Raw genomic sequence first — 26,650 nt, forward strand, 5'->3', positions numbered from 1 at the left:
CACCGTCAGGTCATGGCGGATAAACCGACCGGGCTGGCGCACATATCTGGTGCGCACCGGAAAACTTCAAACACAAAACCATCCTCCAAGCGACACTGGCGCCGCTTTACGACGTATCCCCATGGCATGGCACGCCTGCTGCAACACGCTGAACCATTTCCAACGGTTCAGGGAGCGCAGCACAATGAACACACAACTCAAACCCACCTTAGGCACCCTGCATCTCTGGGGCATCGCCGTGGGGCTGGTGATTTCCGGCGAGTACTTTGGCTGGAGCTACGGCTGGGGCGTGGCCGGCACCTTAGGCTTTCTGGTCACTTCGTTGATGGTCGCCGCGATGTACACCTGCTTCATCTTCAGTTTTACCGAGCTGACTACCGCCATTCCCCATGCCGGAGGCCCCTTTGCCTACAGCCGTCGCGCCTTTGGTGAAAAAGGCGGCTTGATTGCCGGGCTGGCTACCTTGATCGAATTCGTCTTCGCCCCGCCCGCAATTGCCCTGGCCATCGGCGCCTACCTGAACGTGCAATTCCCGGCACTTGATCCCAAGCACGCCGCCGTCGGCGCTTATATCGTGTTCATGGGCCTGAACATCCTCGGGGTCAAACTTGCCGCGACCTTTGAGCTGGTGGTGTGCGTACTCGCCGTCGCCGAACTGCTGGTGTTCATGGGCGTGGTCGCCCCGGCGTTCAGCTTCAGCAACTTCGCCCTCAACGGCTGGGCCGGTTCCGACACCTTCGGCGCGCCGGCGATTGCCGGGATGTTTGCCGCTATTCCCTTCGCCATCTGGTTCTTCCTCGCCATCGAAGGTGCCGCCATGGCCGCCGAAGAAGCCAAGGACCCCAAACGCACGATTCCAAAAGCCTACATCAGCGGCATCCTCACCCTGGTGTTCCTGGCCATGGGCGTAATGTTCTTCGCCGGTGGCGTAGGCGACTGGCGCACCTTGTCGAACATCAACGACCCACTGCCCCAGGCGATGAAAACCGTAGTCGGCGAAAGCTCCGGCTGGTTGCACATGCTGGTGTGGATTGGCCTGTTTGGGTTGGTGGCGAGCTTCCACGGCATCATCCTCGGCTACTCGCGCCAGTTCTTCGCCCTGGCCCGCGCCGGTTACCTGCCGCCCTTCCTGGCCAAACTGTCGCGTTTTCAGACACCCCATCGAGCAATTATTGCCGGCGGCCTGGTCGGCATCGCGGCCATCTACAGCGACGGCCTGATCAACCTGGGCGGCATGACCCTGACCGCCGCCATGATCACCATGGCGGTGTTCGGTGCCATCGTCATGTACATCATGAGCATGCTCAGCCTGTTCAAACTGCGTAAGACCGAGCCCCTGCTGGAACGCACCTTTCGCGCACCGGGCTACCCCATCGTGCCGGGTATTGCACTGGTACTGGCAGTGGTGTGCCTGGTGGCGATGGCCTGGTTCAACGCCCTGATCGGGCTGATCTTCCTGGGCTTTATGCTGGCAGGCTTCATCTATTTCCAACTGACCGCGCAAGACCGCGCCGACGCCCCGACAGATGCGATGTTGACGGGACTATAGCGCCCGCGAGGCAGAACGGGCCTACACTGAACTACTCAGAAAGCCCGTGACTCAAAGCAGTCATTACCGTGGGAAACTTTCCCACGGACATCTGCCTCAAGGAGAGCCTTATGCCGTGGTATGCGTGGTTGATTATGGTAGTCGCAATCGGGTCGATCGTCGGAGGGCTGATGATGCTGCGCGACAGCGCCAACAAAGTCGAACTCACCGACGAACAACGTAAACGCGTGGCCGAGCGCAATGCGCAGGCGGATGCCAAGGATGCGCAGGATCGCTGAACATTGAGTTACTCCCAATCCGCCTTGGCGATATGCAAACCGTGCTGCCCCTTGTAGGCAGCACGTTCCGGCTGGCTCCAGCCATTGAGCAACTCATCCTCCAACCGGTAGATCTCCACCCCCAACGGACGACACACCGTCAGCGGATCCTGCGCATCCGGCCCCCACATCGGTAGCGATAAATCCCCGCCAGGGCACGTCGACAACGCACACAGCAAATCAATCTCGGCAAAAAACTCCAGGTAATCACCCTTCTGCGCCGGACAGGCTTTCATAAAGTACATGTCATCGTGATTGAGGCCCGTGCACTGGAAAATATTCAACACGTCATGCACGTCGAATTCCGTCAGCCCATGGGGCAATACCGCACGGGTCAGGTTCGAGTGGCAATGGTGATGAAAGTCCTCCCCAGTCAGCATCCGGTTCACATAGGGATCGCAGCGCGTACCGAGCAAATCGTGCAAGCGTCCGCCGTATTCATCGATGCCGTAACTGGCGAGGCTGTCGTCGGTGATGGTCACCAGTGGCCGTAGAAAAGGCAGGTTCGACCACAAGCGATCATGGGTGCTGACATGGGCACCCTGAAGCTGCCGAGTGCGCGCAGCCCACAAACGCTCGCGCGGGTCATTGGCGTTCCATACGTTGAAGTCCCCCACCTGCGGGCCCACCGGCGTGGTCACACGGAACACATGCCCGGCCGGCACTTTCCATGCCCTGCCCGTACGGATAGGTACCTCGAACTGTTCGATCAACGTGCGCTGGGTTTTCTGATCACGAATGCGCTCATAGAACGCCGTATCCACCTGCAATGCTGAGCCTTTGCTGACTTGGTACGCGGCCGGATAGTCTTTGTACATGGGGCAATCCTCCATCAAGGGTGATCAAACAAGGCCAGGGAAAGATGTTCCGAATCATCCAGGTACAGGCTCATCGCCTCGCTGGCGGCCTGGGTTTGGTTGCGGGTTAACAGCGTGTATATCTCATGGTCGCGCTCCAGCCAGGGTAACTGGAAACTCTGCTCATCCGGCGCGGCGCAAAACACTAGGCGCAGCTGGGCGATCACCTGGGCAAAAAACTCGTCGAACAGTGGGCTGTCCATCAACGCGACGATCTGTTGGTGGAAAACAAGACTGTGGGTAGCCACCGCTCGCCAATCTTCGCGCTCCCGGGCCAGGGTGGTGGCGTCGATAGCGTTTTGCATGCGGCCTGATTGAGTGTCCGTCAGCGGGCCGCTTTGGGCTATGGCCTGCAATTGCAGGGTGCGGCGGACTACGAAGAGGTCACGTACTTCTGCCCGCTGCAGGCGCCGAACCATTACGCCCTTATTGCGGACATAGCGGGTAAGCCCTTCTTGGCCCAAGCGATGCAGCGCCTCACGGATAGTATTGCGCGAGGCGTTGTAGCCCTTGACTAAGTCGGCCTCGACGAGCGACACACCCGGCAGCAGCCGCCCGCCGATAATGTCGGCGCGTAATTCCAGGGCGATTTGGTCGGCTAAAGACAAGCTGGACGTCATGTACACCTCAAGATTGTTGAACAATCATTGAGTTGAATGTAATCACGTTTCATGCCAACGCGGCCTGAGAGTAAATAGACGCAGCTTTGATAAAGGAAAGGCCGGTCAATGACCGGCCTTCTGGGGCTATCTTCGCATCTTCAATTAATAACCAATCTGTCGCGATTCTTCTCCAGCAGTGCTTTACCGATGCCTTTTACTTCCAGTAACTCATCCACCGCCGTGAACGGACCGTTGCTTTCGCGATACGCAACGATTGCCTTCGCCTTGGAAGCGCCGATACCGAACAGGTCGCGGCGCAGGGTTTCGGCATCGGCGGCGTTGAGGTTGACCTTGGTGGATTGCTCGATCTTGGTCATTTGGGTGGAGATTGGGCTTGAAGCTTCCGGCTTGATGGAGGGCGCAGCAGTAGTGGCGACGGAGAGGCTAGTGAGGAAGGCGAAGATGAGGGATGAAATGTAGAGATTTTGCATTGGTGACGCTCCATGACACGGTAAGAGAAAAGCAGCTTTCCGAAGCTGCATTTCTACATTAGGCGATAGATGGAGGGTGTCAAAAATGGGGGTATTGCAAGGTATGAAAGAGTTCGGCTTTTTGTGTACAGGCCAGTAAACGCTTGCCGTCAAGCAACGGTGGATGCCGACGATCGCCCGATAAATCTTCGCACAGAATCGCAAATTGAAGTCGCGAGCGGTGCCTGGAATATCCAACCACTTTCCTAATGACCATCGATAATATCAAGGTCCGCAGCAAACTCGGCGGCCCCGGCATTACCGATGGACAGTAGGCGGAACAAAGAGGCCGATGCAGTAGCACCGCACACTTCATATCACAGCGTTTGTTTTTTCCGAGTAGGCAACCGTGGGGGCGTTGGTCTGCTCCACTCGTTTCTTGCGCATAAACCTTTTCTCTACATGAACAAAAGTAATGGTCGACAAGGCGACGATGATTGGAATGGTCACGAAATTTGCCACCCAAAAAGTTACTTTATCAAGAGCAGCAAGATCAAAAAATACAGACAGGAGCTTGAAGGATAAAAACAGTACCGGCAAGTGGAGCAGGTAAACACTGTAGCTGATATCACTGAGCCTGTTCAGGAACTGGTAATGCAAGAAGTACGGATTTGAAATTGTAATACATATGAAGAATATTGTTGCCAGAGCGAATCTCAACGCTCCGTAGCCGGGGACATCAACCAGCCCGCACACCCAAACAAATATACCCACTGCAATTAACATGGAAAAGAATTTAACCGGTTTATTCGTGATATTTTTTTTATGAACAACCGCTGCCACCATGCCTGACAGAAAGTAGGCCCAACACACCACGGCAGAGGTGCCCAGGTCAATGGCAGCAATCAGTATCGCCACCGTCATGATAATGGACCTATAGCGCGACCTGTAAAAAATTGCCACCATTGGCAGCACTGCATAAAAACGCCATTCATGAACCAACGTCCATGTCACGGAACTCAGAGGCACAAGCGATACGCCGCCAATTTTCATTGGGTTATCTATGAAATTAAACGTTACCAGACCAGCGATAGTGGTAATAGACTCTTTATCCAGGAAATCAAACCCTGCAAAAGAAATCGCAATAATAAATACCAAGAACGACGCCAGATAGTAAAGCGGAGCCACTCTCCTGATTCTGGCTACGAAAAAATCACCCCAATCTATATGCTTGCTCTTCATGACTTTGTCAAAGAAAAGAAAACCCGTTATGCAGAAAAAAATCTGCACACCAAAAGATCCAAGGTTCGGGTAAATTTGTCCCCACGCAGAAAAAACTGTATTTTTCACACCCAAATTTATTAATACAAACGGCGCATGATTAATAAAAACAAATATAGCCGCAAGACCACGCAGGCCATTGATGAATTTATATTCATGCTGAACTTCTGCACTTTCTATTTTCGACCTGAATATCGACGAAAAAGTAATGAACATCAATATTATCAATAGCGTAAGTGCAATTACTTCAAGTGAATATTCGGTTTTCATTTAGAAAAATTACTCATGCAATGCCTTCCTGCTTTGGGCTATGTTGAAAAAGCTCCATGGATGATCAAGCCGCCGGCTCTGCCCGGCCGCTTATCACGAGGCAGCGCTCAATGAAAATGTCATCGTGCAGCGCCCCAAGCGGATTGTATTCCGTAAGCGGTGTGCAGGGGAAGAAAATGTAGAGCGCGAACGCTCCGTAAAAAGGGCGAGGTTATGCCAAAAAACGCTCTAAATGCACCTCGTGGCAGACAATGAAGCTGATAGCTGAGTATTTCAACGTGTCGGCAAAAAAAGCCTTCTGATCAATAGATGTTGATTGACGTGAGTGCGCTGTAATTAATTAAATTATTTAACAGACCGAATGTTTTTAAAGCATAGATAACAGCACCGGTGTACTGTTATCTTCCTCCAAGACCATACATTATGGTTCCAGCCGCCTTTGTTGATAAGACCAGTCTACAATTTCACCATCGGGGGCATAGCCGCTAACAGTTTCGCGCAACAATTGACGTACTTTACTGTAATCATGGCTTTCAATAGCACATAACAACTCGGACAACCTCGGTTTCAATACGCTCCACGATAAATAATCTTCGTTTGCACTCATGATCATTGGATGTTGTGTGGCATCGACATTATCACCGATGAGTAACTCCTCGTAGAGTTTTTCTCCGGGCCGAAGCCCTGTAAACTCGATGGCGATATCGCCCAGCGGTTTTTTATCTGAACGAACACTCAGGCCAGACAGATGAATCATTTTCTCTGCCAATTCCGTGATTTTAACCGGCTCCCCCATATCCAATACAAAAACATCTCCTCCCTGGCCCATTGAGCCTGCCTGGATAACAAGTTGAGCCGCCTCAGGGATGGTCATGAAATATCGAGTGATTTTCGGGTGGGTCACTGTTATCGGCCCACCTGATTTGATCTGCTTATGAAATAGAGGAATGACGGAACCAGAAGAACCCAGAACATTTCCAAACCGAACCATTGTGAAGCGTGTACGATTTTGAGGGGTAGCAGCACCGTTGAAGAGAGCTGGTTGTAGCTCACGGCTGAGCGCCTGCAACGTCATCTCAGCGAGCCGCTTGGTGCTTCCCATTACATTGGTAGGGCGAACCGCCTTATCAGTCGAAATAAGTACGAAATTAGCAACATTCGAAATAATGGCCGCTTGAGCGGTATTTAACGTACCAATAACATTATTCAGAAAACCTTCCGCAATATTATGCTCTACCATCGGCACATGCTTATAAGCGGCCGCATGATAGACGGTATTTACATGCCAGGTTTTCATCACATCAACCAATTTATCCTGGTGACGTATTGAGCCCAGGATCGGCAGCAATTTTACCGCCAATGAATCCCTGAGTATGCGTGCCTCCAGTTCAGACATAATGCTGTATAAATTGTACTCACTGTGCTCAAAGAGAATCAGGGTGGTAGGTTGCAGTTCAAGGATCTGGCGACACAGTTCAGATCCAATCGACCCACCAGCACCGGTAACCAGCACCACATGGCCCTGTATGCAATGCTCCAACAGATCTTCTTGGGCGGGTACAGGATCGCGCCCCAACAGGTCGGCAATATCCACTTCTTGAATATCATCAACTTTGACACGACCGCTGGCCAAGTCCATGAAGCCCGGGACACTACGCACATGTAAAGGAAAACCTTCCAGAAATCCGAGGATTTCCCGACGACGCCCGCGCGTCGATGAAGGTATCGCCAATAAAATTTCTTGAGCCCCTGTGGCATCGATCATACGCTGGATATGTTTGGGCTTATAAACCTGCAGCCCCGAGATTACCCGATCCGAAATAGTGGAATCATCGTCAATGAACGCAACGGGTCTCATCAAGCGGCCCATGCGTAATGCCGCGACGAGCTGATTTCCAGCAGATCCGGCACCGTAGATAGCTACACGCGGCAAACCATCGTCACGGTTGGTGAAAGGCACATGTTGAGCAGCGGTAAACCAATCTCCCAGGAAGAATTGGCGCAGCGCTAATCTCAAGCCCCCAATCATGATCAGGCTGAGCCACCAATAGTTGAAGATGATCGAACGCGGAATTACATTCTGGTGATTACTATACCAATAAACGACCACACCAATAATTAGCGAAGACAGGCTGACGGCTTTGACGATAGCAATTAACGCATCATTTCCGAAATAGCGCAAAACCGCCCGATACATACCAAAATGTATAAACAGCGGGATAGTCACGATCGGCGCGGTCAAAAAAAGCCAAGTGTGCAGCATAAACGGATTGATCATTTCATCGAGACCTATCCGCACGACAAAAGCCAACCAAAGCGCAAACCAGACTAAGAAGACGTCAGTAATCACCTGCAAAATACGTTTATACCTGCGCGGGAGGCTTAATAAGCGCGATCTCAGTGAGTTCATATATTTCTAAACCTCTCGCAGTTCTAACAATCTAAAATCTAAATAGACGCACATCACGATTACGCTCTCGCCACTCCGAACCCTAACAACATTACTCTTTAACCCCGGCCTTGAATTTCAGAGCCAGGACAACGAGTGGAACATAGGCGATCAACATACCGACAGCACCATCAATTCTGTCAAATGCAACAAGCCATGCAATCGGTGCGAGCCAAACCAGGTTTATCAAGATTACGCACAGTGTGACAGGGACGTGGGCATTAAAGCGCCGTGAGGCGTATTGATAAGCGTGACTGCGATGTGCCTCATACACTTTTTCGCCGCGTAGTAGCCTGCGCATCAAGGTAAATGTCGCGTCAACGATAAATACTCCTAATAAGATCAGCCAGACCCATAGCAGCGTAGAGGAAAAAGAAGCCGCTTTAAGAGAAATAATGGCCAGCGTGATTCCCAGGAAGCCGCTGCCCGCGTCGCCCATGAAAATTCGTGCTTTTGGAAAATTCCAGTAGAAAAAGCCTGCCGTTGCCAACGCTAAATAAATAGGCGGCCATAACAACTCCTCATACCCCAACATCCAATAGATGAGAGCGGCAGAAGAGCACGCACAGATGGCTTCAGCACTTGCCAAGCCGTCAATACCATCCATGAAGTTGTAAAGATTCAACATCCACACTGCATACAAAACGGCTAACGCCCCGCCAATCCAGCCTAGGTTGACGTGTAATCCAAAAATCGTGACAGACGGTAGCCCGCCGATCCAATACACCGCCCATATCGCAGAGAGAAAATGTCCTAACAGGCGCCAGCGTGCAGGAATATGCCCGTGGTCATCCAGGAAACCTAACGCGGCTACCGTTATACCCGCCAGGAACGATGCAAGGAAAAAGGCGTTATCGATCAAATCAAAGGAACGCATCAACCCCAGGGATATCAGAAATCCCAGCACAATTGCCAGTCCACCACCACGAGGGGTCGGTACAGAGTGTGAACTTCTGCTGTTAGGAATATCCAATACATTGCGCTGGAGCGCATACCGACGCAATAATCCTGTGAAAAAAATGGAACTCGCTATTGAAATAATCGCTATCCAGAACGCCATCTGCCTATCCCTACCTGCAATAATTTCGAAGTGAATCACTTTAATAAACGGAACTTTCGGCCTGTTTCGACCAAAGCATTACTGGCTTCTTCCGCAGGAACCCAATTCAATAATGTTTGAGCTTTGGCAGCATCCACAACCAATGACCTACACAACTGCGTATATAACGATCGCTTCCCGAGTGCGCTGGCGACCGAACGTATTACAGTGTCAGGAAGGCTGAACAATTTTTCTTTTCGCTCCATGCCCGAGGCGAGAAGTTTGATAATTTCGCCAATGGAAAAATCATCTCCGTCAGAAATTAAAAATAGTTCGTTTGCAGCCAAAGGGTGCTCAATACACAGCTCAACGAAATCCACCAGATTATCCAGCGCTATCATGCTGCGCTTGTTTTTCACGGCGGCGAAGGGTAACGGCAATCCAGACGCTATCAGCTTCAGGAGACGATTAAAATTACCTGGCGCTTCAGCGGCATACACTAAAGGAGGCCGGATAACTGTCAACTCCATCGCCTCTGCAGCAAGTAACTCTGCTAGCTTTTGCTCTGCTTTTAATTTCGAGCGGGCATATTCTGCATGCGGCCGGGGCTCATCGCTCTCAGTAAAACCACACTTATCCGTCTCCGCACCATTTACGCCAATAGAGCTAATGAATATAAACCGACGGACACCTGCTTTTATCGATTGCTTTGCTAAATTAACGGCACCTTCGACATTTATTCGTTCAAACTCCGTAACTGGATCTTCGCTCCCCGCATTCAACACATGCGCGCGCGCGGCCAGATGGATAACGGTATCAACGCCTTGCAGGGCACGATCCCAGTCAGTATTACCGTCTACCTCACCGGTCGAAAACATCTGGATATCAGATGGCACATCAGTAGAGGGCCTGCGGGAAGAGCCGACAACTGAGTATTTGGCTAAACTGACGAGGTGCCCGGATAACGCCCGCCCAATAAAGCCATTCGCACCAGTAATAAGGATTTTCATTTAGTCCTGTCTAACACTTTCTGGTAAATTTTCAGAATTTTATCCAACATAATATCGAAAGTAAAATTTGTGCGATATCTGTATTGACCTGAAATGCCTTGTTTTTTTCGAAGCTCAGCGGATTTAATCAATTGCGTCAATGCGTCGATCAGCCCTTGCTGATCCCCACGCTCTACCACGAAACCGTTATCACCATTCGCAACCAGCTCGGACACCCCTCCGACGTTAGAGGCGATGACTGCAAGCCCACTGCGCATAGCTTCCAATATAGTCAGCGGCAGTCCTTCCCAGTCAGAAATCAAGACGAAAATGTCAGATCGTGAAAGCCTGATCGGAACGTCATCACAAGCCCCGGAAAACACCACCTTCTCGCCAATTCCCAGCTGTGCTGCCAATTTCCGGGCGTTCGCAAGTGAAGGGCCGTCGCCCACCAATTCAAGCTCCCAGTTTTTGGCTTCCACTTTTGCAAGCGCTTCCAATAGGAATTTTTGGTTTTTGGGTACTTCGAACCTTGCAACCATGATCAAGCGTATTTGATCAGACTCGGTAAAGCCGACGCGATTGGAACAGACCTCGGGCATACCATTGTGGATGGTCAGAACAGTATCTTCATCGCCCACTTTGGCCTTCAAGGCAAGTTGCCTGTCAAACTCGGAAACCGTAAGGATCTGGTCTGAGAAACGAGCCATTACCCTCTCAATATTACGGTACACGAAACGACGCTTCTCAGACACGCCCTCCGTAAAAGCCCAACCATGTGCCGTAAAGATCGCTGGTAAACCAAGACTCTTAGCGGCCAGCCTGCCGAGGATGCCAGCCTTGGAGGAGTGCAAGTGGACGAGATCGGGTTTTAGCTTGGAAAGCATCGCTCTCAATTCAAAGAAGGCGCGAATATCCTTTCCAGGACTGATTTCACGAACGAGATATTTCAATGAATAGCACGACAGCCCCAGATCCCGCGCTCGAGAGTTAAAGACGCCCTCGCCACCCACGAGGATATCAACGCTATGACCTGCTTTAGATGAGCCCAAAGCCAAATCAAGGAGATGCACGCTGGCGCCACCTATAACATCCGAACGAGTTATGACATAAACAATTTTCACACTACGCACCTTTTCAAATAACTTGCCCAAGCCCAACTTACCGGGTCCAGAGATTGGCTATTTCTCATCGAGATGATCACACTAAAAACCGCTCGAGGATTGCTGACAACCAAGATCCTCAGGCCTTGGGCTGGGCATATAACTCCTCCCACCTACCAATCACAGACTCCATGGAAAAGTTATCAAGTACTCTTGATCTTGCCGAAGTGACGAGTGACTTTTTTTGCTCTGGAAGTAGATCAAGTGCCGAGTTGATAGCTTGACGTAGCGCCTCAGGATTGAATGGTTCAACAAGATAGCCGCTATCCCCCAGCACCTCCTTCACCCCTCCGCAGTCTGTGGCAACCACTAACGTTTCGCACGACATCGCTTCAGCGACAACTAGCCCAAAGCCTTCCCATGCAGAAGACAAAATATAGATATCCGCAGCACTGTAGAATGACGGAACGTCGTCGCGCCGCCCGAAAAAACTTATCTTTTCGCTCAGGTTGGCTTTGTTAGCATATAGCGCAAGATCAGCAGCCAAGGGGCCGTCGCCTACTATCCACAGACGTACATTGTCGTGGTCTTGTGAAACCAGCGTGAATGCATCTAATAGACAGGGATAGTTTTTGGCTTCAACCAGACGGCCGACTGCCAAGAGAACTTTAATAGAAGGATCTACAGACTCTCTGGCACGAACTTGATTTCGCACCGACTCATCAAATACAAAACGCTCCGTATCTATACCGTTGGGTACAAATACCATACGCCCGACAGGCGAAGCGCCTTTCGCAATAAGTATATCAACCGCTTCCTGACTTACATTCGTTGTGAGATCCGCCAAAAAATCAGTCAGACGGTAAGCCAGCATTTTCAGCTTACCTCCTTCATTTGAACTATGTGCCGTACAAATCAGCTTGGGAATTCTTACAACTGAACGAACCATTCTGGCTATTAAATTCGCATGTACCATGTGGCTGTGCAATACATCCGGCTCAAATCGCTTGATTAATTTGACCAGATTACTAATTGCACGCACCATCGCGAAGATGGTTTTATTGCCGTTTAGAGCCACCACCGTTACATCGGGCTCCTCTGGAAGCACATCCGCGTCGCCCGTCAAATAAGCAATCACGACGTTATGTCCTCGTGCGCTCATCCGGTCAGCCAGATTTACGACTTGCTTCTCGGCCCCACCCATACCCAACCCAGTGATAAAATATAATATATTCATCGAGGCCGCCCTAGAAGCATATACAAAATGCACTGCACGGACCTGATTAAATTCTTCAACTTATAATATACTGTTTTTTCACGCAAAAATTGCGACCAGTAATAAGTAAAGAACCCTTTGGGATTAGCTCTTAAATGGCGTGAAAAGTTACGACTGTATCCATCTTCCAGGTAATCGCAGAGGTAAATTATTTTTCGTGTAAAAAAGATGATATCGCCCGCATCCCCCAATTTATTCCAGATATATAATTCCGGAACAAATTTTTCGTTCTTGAATATGGGAAACGGAAAAGCTGACATCACGTCAGTTCTAAATATGTAAGCCAAGTCACCCTTGAATAACTTGCCTGCTTCCGTCGGCGTCGAGATAAAGCTCTGCTCGACCGTGCTTAAGTCATTACCAAGCAGCTCACCGCTGAAATACGCCTTTCGATAGCACAAGCCCACTGTCTTATCAGTCGCCGTGGCGATTGAGGTAGTTATCGTTTCAACGGCGTCAGGCACCAGTGCATCATCGCTGTCGACTATAAAGATCCAGTTTGTTTTCGCAGCTGCTACCCCGCTATTGATAGCTGCGTGCTTTCCAGCATTACTTTGTCGCACCGCTGTCAGCGTGAAGCCTAGGTCTTTCTTTTTTAACTCTTCAATGAAATTCTGAGTTTCATCTGAGCTGCCGTCGTCTATCAGCACCCACTCAAACTCTTTTGAGCTTTGTTCAAGCAAGCTCTTGAGTAGCCTAGGGAGAGTACTGTAACGATTATATGTCGCTGTTAAAATTGTTATCACTCAGTGCGCCCCTCAAGATAAGTGACCGGCTTATATCGGTAAGACAATACAAGAAACGTCACGCACAACATGACTTCCGCCAAAATAAACCCAAGCACGATACCATTGACGTAATAGTTAATCGACAACAGACTTGCCAGAAGTATCGACACTACCGAGAACAAAAGCATTGCAGAGCTCGCAACTTTGTCCATACCGCGAGGTATAAGCATGCACAAACCCAATGCTTGATTAGTCATTCTAAAGGGGATTATCCATACAAAAATCTGCAAGGTCGTCGTCGCCTGCTCGAAATCAGCCCCCAATAGTTTGTTTATCAGGAACCCACCAGCTACGGAAATGGAAAATGCACTTACGCACCCCAGCAAGAACATCAACCCGACAATGATCCAGGAGAGCCTTGATGCTGATTTTGCAGAGGAAAGATACTGTCTATTCAAATACGGAAAAAACCCAATTAGGACTGGATTTATAAACCCCACAAATCCTCTTATGATTTTTTCAGCTGGGACATATCCTGAAACGGCGATTTTTCCGCAGAGCAGTCCTACAAGAGCAGGCCCAGCGCTAAGCAGAATATTGTTTGAGCTCTTATAGATGAAAACGTGAAACCCTTTGCAAATCTGAAGCCATCCACCTGACAAGCTGAACCGAACGCGGCATCCATTTCGGTAGCACAAATAATTTCCTAGCAATGTATTTGCCAATGCAAATGTGGCTAAAATCGATAACGCCACCAATGCGTCACCTGGGTCGTGAACAAAAACAAATAAGCATATAAGGCTTGCGACCCGCAGACCTACTTCTAAAAAGACCACAAGCGCAATTTTCTCAAGCCCTTGAAAAAACCAAAACGGGCTAAACCCAAAAGCTATAAAGTACAGAAAACCCAAGCCTATTACTTCAAGCTCGAAGGTCTGTGAATTGATAAACATATAAAAACACAGTGCCGCGATGCTTATAACCGATGAAATTATCAGCTTCGCGGACAGCACCTCACCAAAGACCCTAGACAGTACCGTCACATCAGTCTTCGCCAAAGAGACTTGTCTGGCAGCACTCAACGAAAAGCCGTATTCAACAACGAGTGAAGACAGTAAAGCAATTGATTGGACCAGTACGACCTTGCCGTATTCCTGTACACCCAATGAGCGCGCCAGTACCGGAATCTCCAGAATAGGCACCAAATAACCAAAGAGCTGTACAACAAAAAGCAGGCTCATATTTTTAAATACGGTAAACACGTTATCGCCCTATCTGCTTGTCATACATAATATTCACCACCCCGGCATTGTCATACTTGTAAATACGAGACAACCAGGACACCATCAGAATCCAATAACCCCACTCTGACATCTCAGTACTCAGCGGGTGAAAGAGCATAATAAAAATATAACAAAGAACGCCCAATACTGCGGCAAATTTAAAGAATATATTCTTATTTAAATCAGAACCGTCCACCAGCGACAACAAGAAAAAAACAAACGGCATTAGCATTAAAAATAAAAGTGCCAACTCACCCAGTACGCCCACATCACCCAGCATGCCCAAATACACATTATGAATAACAATATTTTCCCCATCCACCACGCTAAATGAACTGCCGAATCCGCACCCGAATGGAAAGCATTTTTGGACGTTTGATATTCCATCCTGTATCATCGCCGACCTGACTGGATCGCCCTCAAACAAACGATTCAAGACCAACAATGAATCATGATTCGTCAGGTCAATATTTGAAGAGAGCAGCACACAAACCCCTGCGATCAAGCACAGTATTGCGACCAGTAGCGTCCTGATAGGGAAAATCAAAAAGCGCAAAAGAAAAAAGGAACATACAACGATCGCAAACCATAGAAAACCGGTGCGACTGGAGTCCGCCAACAATATATACACCGACGCCATTAAAATAAGGCCAGCAAAAAGTGCATTTTTAATACGCGTCGTGAGTAACATTGCAATAATGTAGGGCGCAAAGAAAGCACACACTTTCCACATCACCCCTGGGTAGGCAAATTCACTGCCTTGCCGACCGTCACCCAATTGAATATAGAGGTCGGTAAAAAAGAATTTCGACAGCATAAATACAACAAGACTCACCACAATCGAAATCGAAGCAATCTTATAAAAGTCGTTCAACTCCAGCAAACCCGAACAGCTATATATCACGAGAAACAATATATAAATAGCTATGAATTTGACACCTTGATAAGCGGTATAGATATCCGAATTAATTACTCCGGAGATCATAAAAGCTAGTGTCATCAACGTAAAACCGAGGGTAATAGAGCTTACTTCTGGCGACAACTTCACTCTGCCGCCGCTACCATAAATCCCAAATACTAGTACTCCACCCCACAGCAACCAGTAGTTAAGCGAACCAATAATATTCCTAGTGTCACCCAAGGTCACGAGTACGCTGGCTGCCAGCACGGCCAGGAAGGCGTAACGCTTATTAGTTTTCATATCGACCTCAGAATACGCTCAGTTGAAGCATGCGCCGGTTGCCAATCGAGCCATTCTCAGGTACCGATTAGATGAAGGGGACCACTAGAGCAAGCCATAGGCCCGACAGCGAGTAAAAACAATTTTACACTGCAATCGAGGCTTCTATCTAGGATCTTCTGCTGGGTCAAGGCTAAGAAAACCAACACTACAACAGATGGCAATTTGCCTCTAGGATAAAGGGTCGCGATTTTTACGCTTGCCCCCGCGATCGAAACCCATCCTATATTGTATAATTGAAGAACTTGCTAAAGATCCGGCTCGCGCAATGCGTGCTTTATTATCCGGAAGAAAGCGATTGCAAACCCAACAACAAGACCAAGCAGTAATCCACCGATTATCAGCAAGGGACGATTCGGGCTTATCGGGGAAGTTGGCTCTAGTGCTTCTTTATCAATGGCCACCAGCTTAAGATTACTCATATCCTTATTCACACTCAGCAATCGTGCTTTCTCTGCGCGTAATGGCTGCACATCTGTCAGAAACAATTCATCCTTCACGCGACTCTTCAACACCTCAATCTCTCTATTGGACTCCAACAACTTTAATTCTTTGGCAATTTGAGAGATCCGTCGCTCAGTGAAGTCATTAGACTTTCGCTGTAGCAAGACTGCGCGCTCAGCTTCAAGCGCATTGACACCCATGAAATACAATGGAATCTGCTGATTGTTAATTTCCGTTCTCATGCTGACAGAACCGGAATGTGCATCATCACCCACGGAGGTAGGTGAAGCAGGCATCATAATATTCAGTTTCTTGGCAATTGTTATGGCCTCATTAAGCTCGGCAATTCGATTCGAATTTAAGCTATGAAGCTGCGTCCGCAGCCCTTGAAGCTCGTCTTGTAGCTGAGCTCGGCGAATTCTATCTGACTCGGAAAGGGATGCAATTCGTGCTTCTTTCCACGTGTCATAGTTTGAGCGGGCTGCGGCCAACCTGCCGTCGATCTCCTTTAAACGGTTATTGATAATAACCGTCAAGTCGGCCGATATATGATCACGCTCATTCGCTATTGCATACTCTACAAAACCATTGAGTATTGAAACACCATCAATTCCCTTTGGGTAGGTCAACTCAAGTTTCAAATAAGAACTAAGCGAATCAGCTTTATCTTTATCGGACAACATCAAACTTATAGATTTTTTATTGAACTCTTCGAACGTCTGCTGAAGATTACGTCCAGGGCGCACAAACCCCTCAAAGAGCTTTTGATTGGATCTAAAAAAACCCATGCGAATCTCGTATGACTCTAAGGCCATACCTACCCTTACCAATGCTTCACCAGGAGGTAAAACGTAAACTTCCGAGCGGTTAAGCGCATCCAATTCATTAATCGCAGCAGGCCTAAGCACACTGCTCACCTTGTATTCTGGCGTGACCGAAAATGCATAAATCGCAAAAACTGAAGAAATCAGTGCGCCCACTGAAAAAATAATGATTTTTTGACGCCAGAGGCTTGTTACAAGCGCTAACGAGTCAAATTTTTTATGCTGGGGGATGAGAACGGAGCGTAAGCTACTACTCACAACAAAAACCTGCCTTCAAAGAGAAACTGCGGGCTCGTTATGCAAAACAGATTGTGTATTTTCTTATTTTAATTGGATTATCGTCAAAACCCTGCGTCTCTGCCGAATTTCGAGCGCACAAAATGCCTGTTATCGAGAACAGATTCCATTTTGCCATCTCTCAGACATTTTACAAGTCTTGACATGTATGTAGGGCGATTCTGAGTTTTCCAAGGAACTATCGCAATCTACGGGGCTGCGCCAATAGGCACCCGCAGCGATTCATAATCCTTGATGGGCATGAGATTTCTGACAAGCGGTCACGATCACCGCTTATCCAATCCCTGCCTAAGACAATCAAGCAATCGACTTATTCTGACGCCTACGCAGAAACACTCCCAACACTGGACCAATCAACATCCCAACAATCAAAGCCACCACCACAAACACCGCCACCGGCATCTGCGCAGTACTCCACCCCAGGAACGACAGCGCCACACCCTGCTGGTTCTCCAGCACAAATGCCAAGACCACCAACGCCGCAAGCACTGCAATCAATACCGCAACAACGCGCTTAACCCCACGCATACCCTTCTCCTTCCCCAAAAACACTCAGACGCCTTCTTCCTCTTCTTCGTTCACCCGATCACGCAATTCCTTGCCCGGTTTGAAGTGGGGTACGAATTTGCCATCGAGGCTGACGGATTGGCCAGTTTTTGGGTTGCGGCCTACGCGCGGTGCGCGGTAGTGCAGTGAGAAACTGCCGAAGCCACGGATTTCGATGCGGTCTCCGGTGGCGAGGCATTGGGACATTTGCTCAAGCATGGTCTTGATAGCCAGCTCCACATCCTTGGATGAGAGCAGCCCTTGATGGGTGACAATTCGTTCGATCAACTCCGACTTCGTCATATTTTTCCCTTCTTTTTCAAGCAGCTAGGAAAAGCGCTTCGAAGGTTTTAGCATGACTTGATGAATTTGAACAGCCCATGTGTAAACTTATCTGCCGACCGCATAAACGCCTTCAGCCACCCTACCGTTACTCATTTACAGATCACCAACATCGTCCGCGTAACTGCGCCAGCCGGGTTCCAGCCGAACAGGTAGTCACCCTCTTCATCCTCTGCATCACTGGAGCGAGTGATGACTTTGTAGCCCTGCATCTTGCACTCACGGGCAGCACGCTTCTCGCACTTCTCCCATTTATTACCCAAGCCGGAACAGTCGATCTCGATGCCACTGACACCTCGCTTGGCGTGCGTCTTGGCGCTGGTGGAGGAGCAGCCGGCAAGCACTGCCAATGCAAGTATTACGATAATCCTGTTCATTCAAACCCTTATTGAGTCAGCAACGCGAAATAGCCGTTTCAAAGACTATAGTCAGTTCTGACATTGGGCTGAACGCCTTCGTTCGATGCAGTTGCTTCATCAAATTTCAGGCGCAAAAAAGGGCGACCGAAGTCGCCCTTTTTCAACAGCTTTACAGAACTTAGTTCTGCTTGGCCATTGCCTGGCGCAGCAGTGCCGCCATGGTGGTGTCAGCAGCAGCTTCCGGAGCAGCTTCTTTCAAGCTCTGGATAGCTTCTTTCTCTTCCACTTCGTCTTTCGACTTGATGGAGAGTTGGATCACGCGGCTCTTGCGATCAACGCTGATGATCTTGGCTTCTACTTCTTGGCCTTCTTTCAGAACGTTGCGCGCGTCTTCAACGCGGTCACGGCTGATTTCGGAGGCTTTCAGAGTCGCTTCGATATCGTCGGCCAGAGTGATGATGGCGCCTTTAGCGTCAACTTCTTTCACAGTGCCTTTAACGATGGCGCCTTTGTCGTTCTCTTGAACGTACTCGGAGAACGGATCGCTTTCCAGTTGCTTGATACCCAGGGAGATGCGCTCGCGCTCTGGGTCAACCGACAGGATAACGGTGTCCAGCTCGTCGCCCTTCTTGAAACGACGAACAGCTTCTTCGCCAACTTCGTTCCAGGAGATGTCGGACAGGTGAACCAGGCCGTCGATGCCGCCGTCCAGACCAATGAAGATACCGAAATCGGTGATCGACTTGATGGTGCCGGAGATTTTATCGCCCTTGTTGAACTGGCCAGAGAAATCTTCCCATGGGTTAGATTTGCACTGCTTGATGCCCAGGGAGATACGACGACGCTCTTCGTCGATGTCCAGAACCATGACTTCCACTTCGTCGCCGACTTGTACGACTTTCGAAGGGTGGATGTTCTTGTTGGTCCAGTCCATCTCGGAAACGTGTACCAGGCCTTCCACGCCTTCTTCCAGCTCTGCGAAGCAGCCGTAGTCGGTCAGGTTGGTAACACGCGCGGTTACGCGAGTGCTTTCTGGGTAACGAGCCTTGATAGCAACCCATGGATCTTCGCCCAGCTGCTTCAAGCCCAGGGAAACGCGGTTACGCTCACGATCGTATTTCAGAACCTTGACATCGATCTCGTCGCCAACGTTGACGATTTCGGAAGGATGCTTGATACGCTTCCAAGCCATGTCGGTAATGTGCAGCAGGCCATCGACGCCACCCAGATCGACGAATGCGCCGTAATCGGTGAGGTTCTTGACGATACCTTTGACTTGTTGGCCTTCCTGCAGGGATTCCAGCAGAGCTTCACGCTCGGCGGAGTTCTCTGCTTCCAGCACGCTGCGACGGGAAACGACAACGTTGTTGCGCTTCTGGTCGAGCTTGATGACTTTGAATTCGAGTTCTTTGCCTTCCAGGTGCGTGGTGTCGCGCACAGGACGAACGTCGACCAAAGAACCTGGCAGGAACGCACGGATGCCGTTAACGTCGACAGTGAAGCCGCCTTTAACCTTACCGTTGATAACGCCCTTGACCACTTCTTCAGCTGCGAAGGCTGCTTCGAGAACAATCCAGCATTCAGCGCGCTTGGCTTTTTCACGGGACAGCTTGGTTTCACCGAAACCGTCTTCAACCGAGTCCAGAGCAACGTGAACTTCGTCACCGACATTGATAGTCAGGTCACCAGCATCGTTGTAGAACTGTTCCAGCGGGATCAGAGCTTCAGACTTCAGACCAGCGTGAACGGTTACCCAGCGAGCTTGGTAATCGATATCAACGATAACACCGGTGATGATGGAGCCTGCCTGAAGGTTCAGGGTTTTTAGGCTTTCTTCAAAGAGTTCCGCAAAGCTTTCGCTCATTTTAATTCCTGTTGATAAGGGCGAAGAATACGCCCATCTCCACACCCCAGACGGTGTGGGTCAGTTTCAGTTAAAAGAAGCCACCGCAGGACTATGACTGGTCCCCTGCGGCCTTCTTGATCACCCGGCGATATCGCGAATGGCGATTTCACTCATGATGCGTTCCAGCACCTGCTCGATGGACAACTCCGTGGAATCCAGCTGTATGGCGTCAGCCGCCGGCTTGAGCGGGGCTACCGCACGCTGGGTATCACGCTCATCGCGTGCACGGATCTCATCTAGCAGACTCGACAGACTAACACCTTCGACTTTGCCCTTCAACTGCAAGTAGCGGCGGCGCGCTCGTTCCTCGGCACTGGCCGTGAGGAATATCTTCAACGGCGCCTCGGGAAACACCACCGTGCCCATGTCACGGCCGTCGGCCACCAGGCCCGGCGGCTCCTGGAACGCACGCTGGCGCTGCAGCAAAGCCTCACGAACCGCCGGCAAAGCAGCCACTTGGGAGGCGCCGGCACCGATGCTCTCGGTACGAATCACATCACTGACTTCGTCGCCTTCCAGAATGATGCGCTGCAGTTGACCGTCGGTCGCCGCGATGAACTGCACGTCCAGATGGGCGGCAATTTTCGTCAGCAACTCTTCGTTGGTCAGATCGACACCATGGTTGCGCGCCGCGAATGCCAACAGGCGGTACAGCGCGCCGGAATCGAGCAGGCACCAGCCCAGGCGCTTGGCCAGGATGCCGGCGATGGTGCCTTTGCCCGAGCCGCTTGGCCCGTCGATGGTAATCACCGGTGCTTTGATATTCACAATTGAGCCTCTTGGGCAACACGAATGCCGACGTGGGCACACAGTGTAAGAAAGTTCGGAAAAGACGTAGCAACATTGGCGCAGTCACGAATACGAATCGGCGCCGCTGCCTGCAGGGAGGCCACGCTGAACGCCATGGCAATGCGGTGATCGCCATGGGCATGCACTTCGCCACCGCCTATCGGGCCACCGTCAATGATAATCCCATCAGGCGTGGGTTGGCACTTCACACCCAGGGCCAGCAGACCGTCGGCCATAACCTGGATACGGTCCGATTCCTTGAGCCGCAGCTCCTCGGCACCGCGTAATACGGTACGCCCCTCGGCGCAGGCAGCGGCGACAAACAATACGGGAAACTCATCGATCGCCAACGGCACCAACGCCGCTGGAATCTCGATACCCTTCAAGACAGCTGCCCGGACACGCAAGTCCGCAACAGGCTCGCCACCTACCTCACGCGGATTTTCAAGGCTGATATCAGCCCCCATCAGCCGCAGGATATCGATCACGCCGGTGCGGGTAGGATTGACGCCGACATGCTCAAGCAGCAACTCCGAACCCTGGGCAATCGAGGCCGCCACCAGAAAAAACGCCGCAGACGAAATATCCCCAGGCACTTCAATGTGGGCAGCCGTCAACCGATGACCCGACTCCACCGACGCCGTCGCGCCCTCCACCGCCACCGGATAACCAAAGCCACGCAACATGCGCTCGGTATGATCGCGGGTCGGCGCAGGCTCGGTGACTGCGGTTTTACCTTGTGCATACAGACCAGCCAGCAACAGGCAGGATTTAACCTGCGCACTGGCCATCGGCAACGCGTAAGTCAGGCCCTTGAGCGTCTGCCCACCACGAATGGTCAGCGGCGGACGCCCTTCAGGACCGGTCTCGATCACCGCGCCCATTTCCCGCAGCGGCTTGGCCACGCGACTCATCGGGCGCCTGGACAGCGATGCATCACCGGTCAGGACGCTATCGAAGCTTTGCGCCGCAAGCAGACCCGCCAACAGGCGCATTGATGTACCGGAGTTACCGAGGTAGATCGGTCCTGGCGCTGCCTTCAAGCCGTGCAGGCCAACCCCATGAATAGTCACTCGCCCATGGTGCGGGCCCTCGATCACCACGCCCATGTCGCGAAACGCCTGCAAGGTCGCCAGGGCATCTTCGCCTTCAAGGAAACCGTCGACCTCCGTTACGCCGTCAGCCAATGAACCCAGCATGATCGATCGATGGGAGATCGACTTGTCACCTGGCACCCGAATGCATCCGCTCAAGCGGCCACCCGGATTGGCGATAAAAGTCAGCTCATCGGCGTTCACTGCAGTTTCCATATAGGCCCGGCGCGCCAGGATCTTGCTGAAATGCTCTCGCGCCATCCGCGCCCGGGTGAACACACCCAGTAACTGATGGCCATCACCCGCATCCACCGCATCGCGCAAGGCGTCGAGGTCACTGCGGAACGTGTCCAGGGTGCGCAACACCGCTTCGCGATTGGCGAGAAAGATGTCATGCCACATCACCGGGTCACTGCCGGCAATCCGCGTGAAATCGCGAAAACCACCGGCGGCGTAACGGAAAATCTCGAGGTTTTCGTTGCGCTTGGCCAACGAATCCACCAAGCCGAATGCCAGCAGATGGGGAAGATGGCTGGTCGCGGCCAACACTTCATCGTGGCGCTCGACCTGCATATGCTCCACATCCGCGCCCAGCTCGCGCCAGAGCCGATCCACCACGGCCAACGCCGCCGGATCAGTCTGCGCCAGCGGCGTCAGGATCACCTTATGCCGACGGAACAACTGCGCATTGGACGCTTCCACCCCGCTCTGCTCGGAACCGGCAATCGGATGGCCCGGCACAAAGCGCGGCGGCATAGCGCCAAACGCCAATTGTGCCGCGCGCACCACATTGCCTTTGGCGCTGCCGACGTCCGTGAGGATCGCCTGCCCCAGGTCCATGCCAGCCAATACGGCGAGCAATTTCTCCATGGCCAGGATCGGCACCGCAAGCTGGATCACGTCCGCGCCCTGGCAAGCGATTGCCAGGTCCGCTTCACAGCGATCCACGACACCCAACTCCACCGCCAGCTTGCGCGATTGCGGGTCAAGGTCCACGCCGACTACTTCGCCACACAGCCCGCTGTCCCGCAGGCCCTTGGCGAACGAACCACCGATCAACCCCAGGCCGACCACCACCAGGCGACCGATCATAGGCACAGCAGGTTGCAATGCAGTGACATCAACCACGGGCCAGAACCTTGGCCAACGCCTCCAGGAAGCGGCTGTTCTCGGCCGGCAAACCAATGGTGATACGCAGGTGGTTCGGCATACCGTAGTTGGCCACCGGACGCACGATCACGCCTTCGCGCAACAAGCCCTGAAATACCGGTGCAGCCTCTTGGCCGAGGTCGACGCAGATGAAGTTGCCCTTGGACGGAATCCAGCCCAGGCCCAACTCGCGAAAGCCGTCCTGCAACTGCAACATGCCGCTTTCGTTAAGGCGGCGCCCTTCTTCCAGGTATTGGGCATCCTTCACCGCCGCACACGCAGCCGCCAGGGCCAGGCTGTTGACGTTGAACGGTTGGCGTACGCGGTTCAGCACATCGGCCACTACCGCTGTGGACAGGCCGTAGCCAACCCGCAACGACGCCAGGCCATAAGCCTTGGAGAAGGTGCGCGACACCAGCAGGTTCGGGTAGGCCGCGAGGAAATCCAGGCCATCGGGCAGGTCGCCGCCTTCGGCGTACTCGATGTAGGCTTCGTCCAGCACAACCAGCACATGCTCCGGCACGTTCTGCAGGAACTCGTTCAGGGCCTGCGCATCGAACCAGGTGCCGGTCGGGTTGTTCGGGTTAGCGATAAACACCACGCGGGTTTGCGCATCGATCGCTGCCAGCATCGCCGGCAGGTCGTGGCCCCAGTTCTTGGCAGGAATGACGCGCGCATCAGCCCCTACGGCCTGGGTCACGATCGGGTAGACCGCGAATGCATGCTCACTGAACACCGCATTCAAACCGGGCGCCAGGTAGGCACGCCCGACCAGTTCAAGAATGTCGTTGGAGCCATTGCCCAGGGTCACCTGATTGAGCTCGACCCGGCATTTTTCTGCCAGCAGGGACTTGAGGGCAAAGCCATTGCCGTCGGGATAACGGGTCAGCTCGGCAAGCTCCTCCCGAATCGCCGCCAATACTTTGGGGCTCGGACCCAGCGGGTTTTCGTTACTCGCCAGCTTGACGATCCTGGACGGGTCCAGATTCAACTCACGGGCCAGTTCGTCCACAGGCTTGCCTGGAACGTAAGGCGAGAGTTGTTGCACGCCCGGCTGTGCCAGGGCGAGGAAGTTGCCACTCATGTCAAAGCCTCACAAAACCGCTTTCGGGTAAGAGCCCAGCACTTTGAGTGCCACGGCTTCCTGACTGATCTTCTCCAGCACACCCTTGACCAGCGGGTCGCGGTGGTGGCCGATGAAGTCGATAAAGAACACGTAGGTCCATTTACCGCTACGCGAAGGACGAGTCTCGATGCGCGTCAGGTCAATCCCGTTGTCGTGGAATGGCACCAGCAGCTCATGCAACGCGCCGGGCTTGTTGCTCATGGAAACGATGATCGAAGTCTTGTCGTCGCCGGTTGGCGGCACTTCCTGGCTGCCGATCATCAAGAAGCGCGTGGAGTTGTCCGGGCGGTCCTCGATTTTCTCGGCCAAGCGTGTCAGCCCGTAGAGGCCCGCAGCCATATCGCCGGCAATCGCCGCCGAGTTCCACTCACCCTTGACCCGCTTGGCCGCTTCGGCGTTGCTGGACACCGCCACGCGCTCGACATTCGGGTAATGGGCGTCCAGCCACTTGCGGCACTGGGCCAGGGACTGAGCGTGAGAGTAGATACGGCTGATGCTGTCGGTCTTGGTGTTCTCGCCCACCAGCAGGTGGTGGTGAATACGCAACTCGACTTCCCCACAGATCACCATGTCGTGCTCGAGGAAGCTGTCCAGCGTGTGGTTGACCGCGCCTTCAGTGGAGTTTTCCACCGGCACCACGCCAAAATTCACCGCGCCGGCCGCCACTTCGCGGAACACTTCGTCGATGGCCGCCATCGGCTTGCTTATCACCGCGTGGCCGAAGTGCTTCATCGCCGCCGCCTGGGTGAAAGTGCCTTCGGGGCCCAGGTAGGCCACTTTCAGCGGCTGCTCAAGGGCAAGGCACGAAGACATGATTTCACGGAACAACCGCGCCATCTCCTCATTGCCCAGCGGCCCCTTGTTGCGCTCCATCACGCGCTTTAGCACCTGGGCTTCGCGCTCAGGCCGGTAGAACACCGGCACTTCGCCTTCCGCCAGGGACGCCATTTTCACCCGAGCCACTTCCTGGGCGCAGCGCGCGCGCTCACTGATCAGCTCCAGGACTTTCTCGTCCAGGCTGTCAATGCGTACGCGCAGGGCTTTGAGTTCTTGCTCAGACATTAGCCGTGTTCCTTTTCGAACTCTGCCATGTAGGCAACCAGCGCGTTGATGGCGTGGATGTCGACAGCGTTATAAATGGAGGCGCGCATACCACCGACCGAGCGGTGGCCCTTGAGGTTCAGCAAGCCACGCTCGTCGGCGCCGGCCAGGAACGGCTTGTCCAGACGATCATCGGCCAGGCGGAACGGCACGTTCATCCACGAGCGGTCGGTAAGGTTGATCGGGTTGCTGTACAGGCCGCTGGCGTCGATGAAGTCGTACAGGGTGCGCTTCTTCTCTTCGTTGCGCTTGCCCATCGCAGCCACACCGCCCTGCTCCTTGAGCCATTCGAAGACCAGGCCGGACAGGTACCAGGCAAACGCCGGCGGGGTGTTGTACATCGAGCCGTTATCGGCCGCGACCTTGTAGTTGAGCATGGTCGGGCACAGCGAACGGGCGCGGCCGAGCAGGTCTTCGCGGATGATATTGACCAGGATGCCGCTCGGGCCGATGTTCTTTTGCGCACCGGCGTAGATCATGCCATAACGGGACACGTCGATCGGGCGCGAGAGGATGTCCGAGGACATGTCGCACACCAGCGGAACGTCACCGACTTCAGGCACCCAATCAAATTCCAGGCCACCGATGGTTTCGTTCGCGACGTAGTGAACGTAGGCCGCGTCCTTCGTCAGCTTCCACTCGTTCTGACCTGGAATGGCGAAGTAGTCGTAGGGCTTGGCGGTACCGGCCACATTGACGTGACCGTAGCGCGAGGCCTCTTCAATGGCTTTCTGACCCCAGATACCGGTGTCGATATAGTCGGCAGTGCCCTCTTCGGGCAACAGGTTCAGTGGGATCTGAGCGAACTGCTGGCTCGCGCCGCCTTGCAGGAACAACACTTTGTAGTCGGAGGGGATGTCCAGCAAGTCGCGCAAGTCCTGCTCGGCCTTGGTGGCGATGGACACGAACTCATCGCTGCGATGGCTCATTTCCATCACGGAGAGGCCTTTTCCATGCCAGTCGAGGAGTTCACCCTGCGCACGCTGCAGGACTGCTTCAGGAAGCGCCGCGGGACCGGCACAGAAGTTATAGGCTCTCTTGCTCACATCCAATCTCACTCTGATCTGGTGGGGCTGCAATCATGTTCGGCAACACCCTTTGTCTGAAGCCAACCCGTGTGGGAGCTGGCTTGCCTGCGATACAGGCACCTCGGTAGTTCCAGTGATACCGCGGTGATGCTATCGCAGGCAAGCCAGCTCCCACATGGACCGCGTCCAGGC

24 protein-coding genes are annotated in these 26,650 nt (G+C 52.3%); 2 read left to right on the forward strand and 22 right to left on the reverse strand.

Annotation, left to right across the window (positions count from 1 at the left end; translation table 11 throughout):
• Positions 1-184 precede the first annotated feature (184 nt).
• Both eat and E4O98_RS03285 read left to right on the forward strand, forming a co-directional pair.
• On the forward strand, positions 185-1,549 hold the full coding sequence (gene eat, locus E4O98_RS03280; RefSeq protein WP_032877161.1) for an ethanolamine permease: 1,365 nt from the start codon (positions 185-187) through the stop codon (positions 1,547-1,549).
• Positions 1,550-1,659: 110 nt separating this feature from the next.
• Positions 1,660-1,827, forward strand: a complete 168-nt coding sequence (locus E4O98_RS03285; protein WP_003172675.1) for a DUF2897 family protein — start codon at positions 1,660-1,662, stop codon at positions 1,825-1,827.
• 8 nt (positions 1,828-1,835) lie between these two features.
• Here the strand turns inward: E4O98_RS03285 and E4O98_RS03290 are convergent, their stop codons facing one another.
• The 22 genes from E4O98_RS03290 to serC form a co-directional block, all read right to left on the reverse strand.
• Complete coding sequence (locus tag E4O98_RS03290) at positions 1,836-2,684, reverse strand: DUF1989 domain-containing protein (protein ID WP_032877162.1); 849 nt, start codon at positions 2,682-2,684, stop codon at positions 1,836-1,838.
• A 14-nt stretch (positions 2,685-2,698) separates the two neighbouring features.
• The gene (locus E4O98_RS03295) at positions 2,699-3,343 is read right to left on the reverse strand and encodes a GntR family transcriptional regulator (protein ID WP_103733583.1); all 645 of its coding nucleotides are present in this window, start codon (positions 3,341-3,343) and stop codon (positions 2,699-2,701) included.
• A 140-nt stretch (positions 3,344-3,483) separates the two neighbouring features.
• Positions 3,484-3,816: a ComEA family DNA-binding protein gene (locus tag E4O98_RS03300; protein ID WP_103733582.1), complete on the reverse strand. Its 333-nt coding sequence runs from the start codon at positions 3,814-3,816 to the stop codon at positions 3,484-3,486.
• Positions 3,817-4,167: 351 nt separating this feature from the next.
• Positions 4,168-5,346, reverse strand: coding sequence for an acyltransferase (locus E4O98_RS03305; RefSeq protein ID WP_228309566.1), 1,179 nt, complete (start codon positions 5,344-5,346; stop codon positions 4,168-4,170).
• 421 nt (positions 5,347-5,767) lie between these two features.
• Positions 5,768-7,756 carry a nucleoside-diphosphate sugar epimerase/dehydratase gene (locus E4O98_RS03310; protein WP_103733580.1) on the reverse strand — a complete coding sequence of 663 codons (1,989 nt, stop codon included), beginning with the start codon at positions 7,754-7,756 and terminating at the stop codon, positions 5,768-5,770.
• Between the two features lie 91 nt (positions 7,757-7,847).
• Positions 7,848-8,855, reverse strand: coding sequence for a glycosyltransferase family 4 protein (locus tag E4O98_RS03315; protein WP_223018561.1), 1,008 nt, complete (start codon positions 8,853-8,855; stop codon positions 7,848-7,850).
• A 35-nt stretch (positions 8,856-8,890) separates the two neighbouring features.
• Positions 8,891-9,844 carry an NAD-dependent epimerase/dehydratase family protein gene (locus E4O98_RS03320; protein WP_228309564.1) on the reverse strand — a complete coding sequence of 318 codons (954 nt, stop codon included), beginning with the start codon at positions 9,842-9,844 and terminating at the stop codon, positions 8,891-8,893.
• Positions 9,841-10,977 (reverse strand): glycosyltransferase family 4 protein, encoded by a 1,137-nt coding sequence (locus E4O98_RS03325; RefSeq protein ID WP_228309562.1) that lies wholly within the window; start codon positions 10,975-10,977, stop codon positions 9,841-9,843. Before E4O98_RS03325 ends, E4O98_RS03320 begins: the two co-directional genes overlap by 4 nt.
• An 88-nt stretch (positions 10,978-11,065) precedes the next feature.
• On the reverse strand, positions 11,066-12,163 hold the full coding sequence (locus E4O98_RS03330) for a glycosyltransferase (protein ID WP_103733576.1): 1,098 nt from the start codon (positions 12,161-12,163) through the stop codon (positions 11,066-11,068).
• Positions 12,160-12,948 carry a glycosyltransferase family 2 protein gene (locus tag E4O98_RS03335; protein ID WP_103733575.1) on the reverse strand — a complete coding sequence of 263 codons (789 nt, stop codon included), beginning with the start codon at positions 12,946-12,948 and terminating at the stop codon, positions 12,160-12,162. The genes E4O98_RS03330 and E4O98_RS03335 overlap by 4 nt, the downstream gene beginning before the upstream one ends.
• Positions 12,945-14,192 (reverse strand): oligosaccharide flippase family protein, encoded by a 1,248-nt coding sequence (locus tag E4O98_RS03340; RefSeq protein ID WP_223018559.1) that lies wholly within the window; start codon positions 14,190-14,192, stop codon positions 12,945-12,947. The genes E4O98_RS03335 and E4O98_RS03340 overlap by 4 nt, the downstream gene beginning before the upstream one ends.
• Position 14,193: 1 nt before the next feature.
• On the reverse strand, positions 14,194-15,414 hold the full coding sequence (locus E4O98_RS03345) for a hypothetical protein (protein ID WP_005786317.1): 1,221 nt from the start codon (positions 15,412-15,414) through the stop codon (positions 14,194-14,196).
• A 287-nt stretch (positions 15,415-15,701) separates the two neighbouring features.
• Positions 15,702-16,979 carry a chain-length determining protein gene (locus tag E4O98_RS03350; RefSeq protein WP_103733573.1) on the reverse strand — a complete coding sequence of 426 codons (1,278 nt, stop codon included), beginning with the start codon at positions 16,977-16,979 and terminating at the stop codon, positions 15,702-15,704.
• A 336-nt stretch (positions 16,980-17,315) separates the two neighbouring features.
• Complete coding sequence (locus E4O98_RS03355; protein ID WP_078820664.1) at positions 17,316-17,546, reverse strand: LapA family protein; 231 nt, start codon at positions 17,544-17,546, stop codon at positions 17,316-17,318.
• Positions 17,547-17,570: 24 nt separating this feature from the next.
• On the reverse strand, positions 17,571-17,867 hold the full coding sequence (gene ihfB, locus E4O98_RS03360) for an integration host factor subunit beta (protein ID WP_003189779.1): 297 nt from the start codon (positions 17,865-17,867) through the stop codon (positions 17,571-17,573).
• 131 nt (positions 17,868-17,998) lie between these two features.
• Positions 17,999-18,283 carry a lipoprotein gene (locus E4O98_RS03365; protein WP_032877175.1) on the reverse strand — a complete coding sequence of 95 codons (285 nt, stop codon included), beginning with the start codon at positions 18,281-18,283 and terminating at the stop codon, positions 17,999-18,001.
• Positions 18,284-18,443: 160 nt separating this feature from the next.
• Positions 18,444-20,129, reverse strand: coding sequence for a 30S ribosomal protein S1 (rpsA, locus tag E4O98_RS03370; RefSeq protein ID WP_005786304.1), 1,686 nt, complete (start codon positions 20,127-20,129; stop codon positions 18,444-18,446).
• A gap of 120 nt (positions 20,130-20,249) precedes the next feature.
• Entirely contained in the window at positions 20,250-20,939 is a 690-nt protein-coding gene (cmk, locus tag E4O98_RS03375; protein ID WP_103733571.1) for a (d)CMP kinase, read from the reverse strand.
• Positions 20,936-23,146 carry a bifunctional prephenate dehydrogenase/3-phosphoshikimate 1-carboxyvinyltransferase gene (locus E4O98_RS03380; protein ID WP_248134484.1) on the reverse strand — a complete coding sequence of 737 codons (2,211 nt, stop codon included), beginning with the start codon at positions 23,144-23,146 and terminating at the stop codon, positions 20,936-20,938. The genes cmk and E4O98_RS03380 overlap by 4 nt, the downstream gene beginning before the upstream one ends.
• A 28-nt stretch (positions 23,147-23,174) precedes the next feature.
• Complete coding sequence (gene hisC, locus E4O98_RS03385) at positions 23,175-24,287, reverse strand: histidinol-phosphate transaminase (protein WP_032877176.1); 1,113 nt, start codon at positions 24,285-24,287, stop codon at positions 23,175-23,177.
• 9 nt (positions 24,288-24,296) lie between these two features.
• The gene (pheA, locus tag E4O98_RS03390) at positions 24,297-25,391 is read right to left on the reverse strand and encodes a prephenate dehydratase (RefSeq protein ID WP_003172650.1); all 1,095 of its coding nucleotides are present in this window, start codon (positions 25,389-25,391) and stop codon (positions 24,297-24,299) included.
• Positions 25,391-26,476, reverse strand: coding sequence for a 3-phosphoserine/phosphohydroxythreonine transaminase (gene serC, locus E4O98_RS03395; protein ID WP_032877177.1), 1,086 nt, complete (start codon positions 26,474-26,476; stop codon positions 25,391-25,393). Before serC ends, pheA begins: the two co-directional genes overlap by 1 nt.
• Positions 26,477-26,650 lie beyond the last annotated feature (174 nt).

Origin of the sequence: Pseudomonas sp. W2Jun17 (assembly GCF_023127795.1) — a bacterium.
Taxonomy (GTDB): domain Bacteria; phylum Pseudomonadota; class Gammaproteobacteria; order Pseudomonadales; family Pseudomonadaceae; genus Aquipseudomonas; species Aquipseudomonas synxantha_A.

What these genes read in the sequence shown, in the direction of transcription:
- ihfB (WP_003189779.1), bottom strand. Translation starts at nt 17,867, where the DNA reads ATGACGAAGTCGGAGTTGATCGAACGAATTGTCACCCATCAAGGGCTG.
- E4O98_RS03365 (WP_032877175.1), bottom strand. Translation starts at nt 18,283, where the DNA reads ATGAACAGGATTATCGTAATACTTGCATTGGCAGTGCTTGCCGGCTGC.
- E4O98_RS03355 (WP_078820664.1), bottom strand. Translation starts at nt 17,546, where the DNA reads ATGCGTGGGGTTAAGCGCGTTGTTGCGGTATTGATTGCAGTGCTTGCG.
- E4O98_RS03330 (WP_103733576.1), bottom strand. Translation starts at nt 12,163, where the DNA reads ATGAATATATTATATTTTATCACTGGGTTGGGTATGGGTGGGGCCGAG.
- E4O98_RS03300 (WP_103733582.1), bottom strand. Translation starts at nt 3,816, where the DNA reads ATGCAAAATCTCTACATTTCATCCCTCATCTTCGCCTTCCTCACTAGC.
- rpsA (WP_005786304.1), bottom strand. Translation starts at nt 20,129, where the DNA reads ATGAGCGAAAGCTTTGCGGAACTCTTTGAAGAAAGCCTAAAAACCCTG.
- pheA (WP_003172650.1), bottom strand. Translation starts at nt 25,391, where the DNA reads ATGTCTGAGCAAGAACTCAAAGCCCTGCGCGTACGCATTGACAGCCTG.
- E4O98_RS03305 (WP_228309566.1), bottom strand. Translation starts at nt 5,346, where the DNA reads ATGAAAACCGAATATTCACTTGAAGTAATTGCACTTACGCTATTGATA.
- E4O98_RS03345 (WP_005786317.1), bottom strand. Translation starts at nt 15,414, where the DNA reads ATGAAAACTAATAAGCGTTACGCCTTCCTGGCCGTGCTGGCAGCCAGC.
- E4O98_RS03285 (WP_003172675.1), top strand. Translation starts at nt 1,660, where the DNA reads ATGCCGTGGTATGCGTGGTTGATTATGGTAGTCGCAATCGGGTCGATC.
- E4O98_RS03295 (WP_103733583.1), bottom strand. Translation starts at nt 3,343, where the DNA reads ATGACGTCCAGCTTGTCTTTAGCCGACCAAATCGCCCTGGAATTACGC.
- E4O98_RS03310 (WP_103733580.1), bottom strand. Translation starts at nt 7,756, where the DNA reads ATGAACTCACTGAGATCGCGCTTATTAAGCCTCCCGCGCAGGTATAAA.
- E4O98_RS03315 (WP_223018561.1), bottom strand. Translation starts at nt 8,855, where the DNA reads ATGGCGTTCTGGATAGCGATTATTTCAATAGCGAGTTCCATTTTTTTC.
- E4O98_RS03320 (WP_228309564.1), bottom strand. Translation starts at nt 9,844, where the DNA reads ATGAAAATCCTTATTACTGGTGCGAATGGCTTTATTGGGCGGGCGTTA.
- eat (WP_032877161.1), top strand. Translation starts at nt 185, where the DNA reads ATGAACACACAACTCAAACCCACCTTAGGCACCCTGCATCTCTGGGGC.
- E4O98_RS03290 (WP_032877162.1), bottom strand. Translation starts at nt 2,684, where the DNA reads ATGTACAAAGACTATCCGGCCGCGTACCAAGTCAGCAAAGGCTCAGCA.
- hisC (WP_032877176.1), bottom strand. Translation starts at nt 24,287, where the DNA reads ATGAGTGGCAACTTCCTCGCCCTGGCACAGCCGGGCGTGCAACAACTC.
- E4O98_RS03380 (WP_248134484.1), bottom strand. Translation starts at nt 23,146, where the DNA reads ATGATCGGTCGCCTGGTGGTGGTCGGCCTGGGGTTGATCGGTGGTTCG.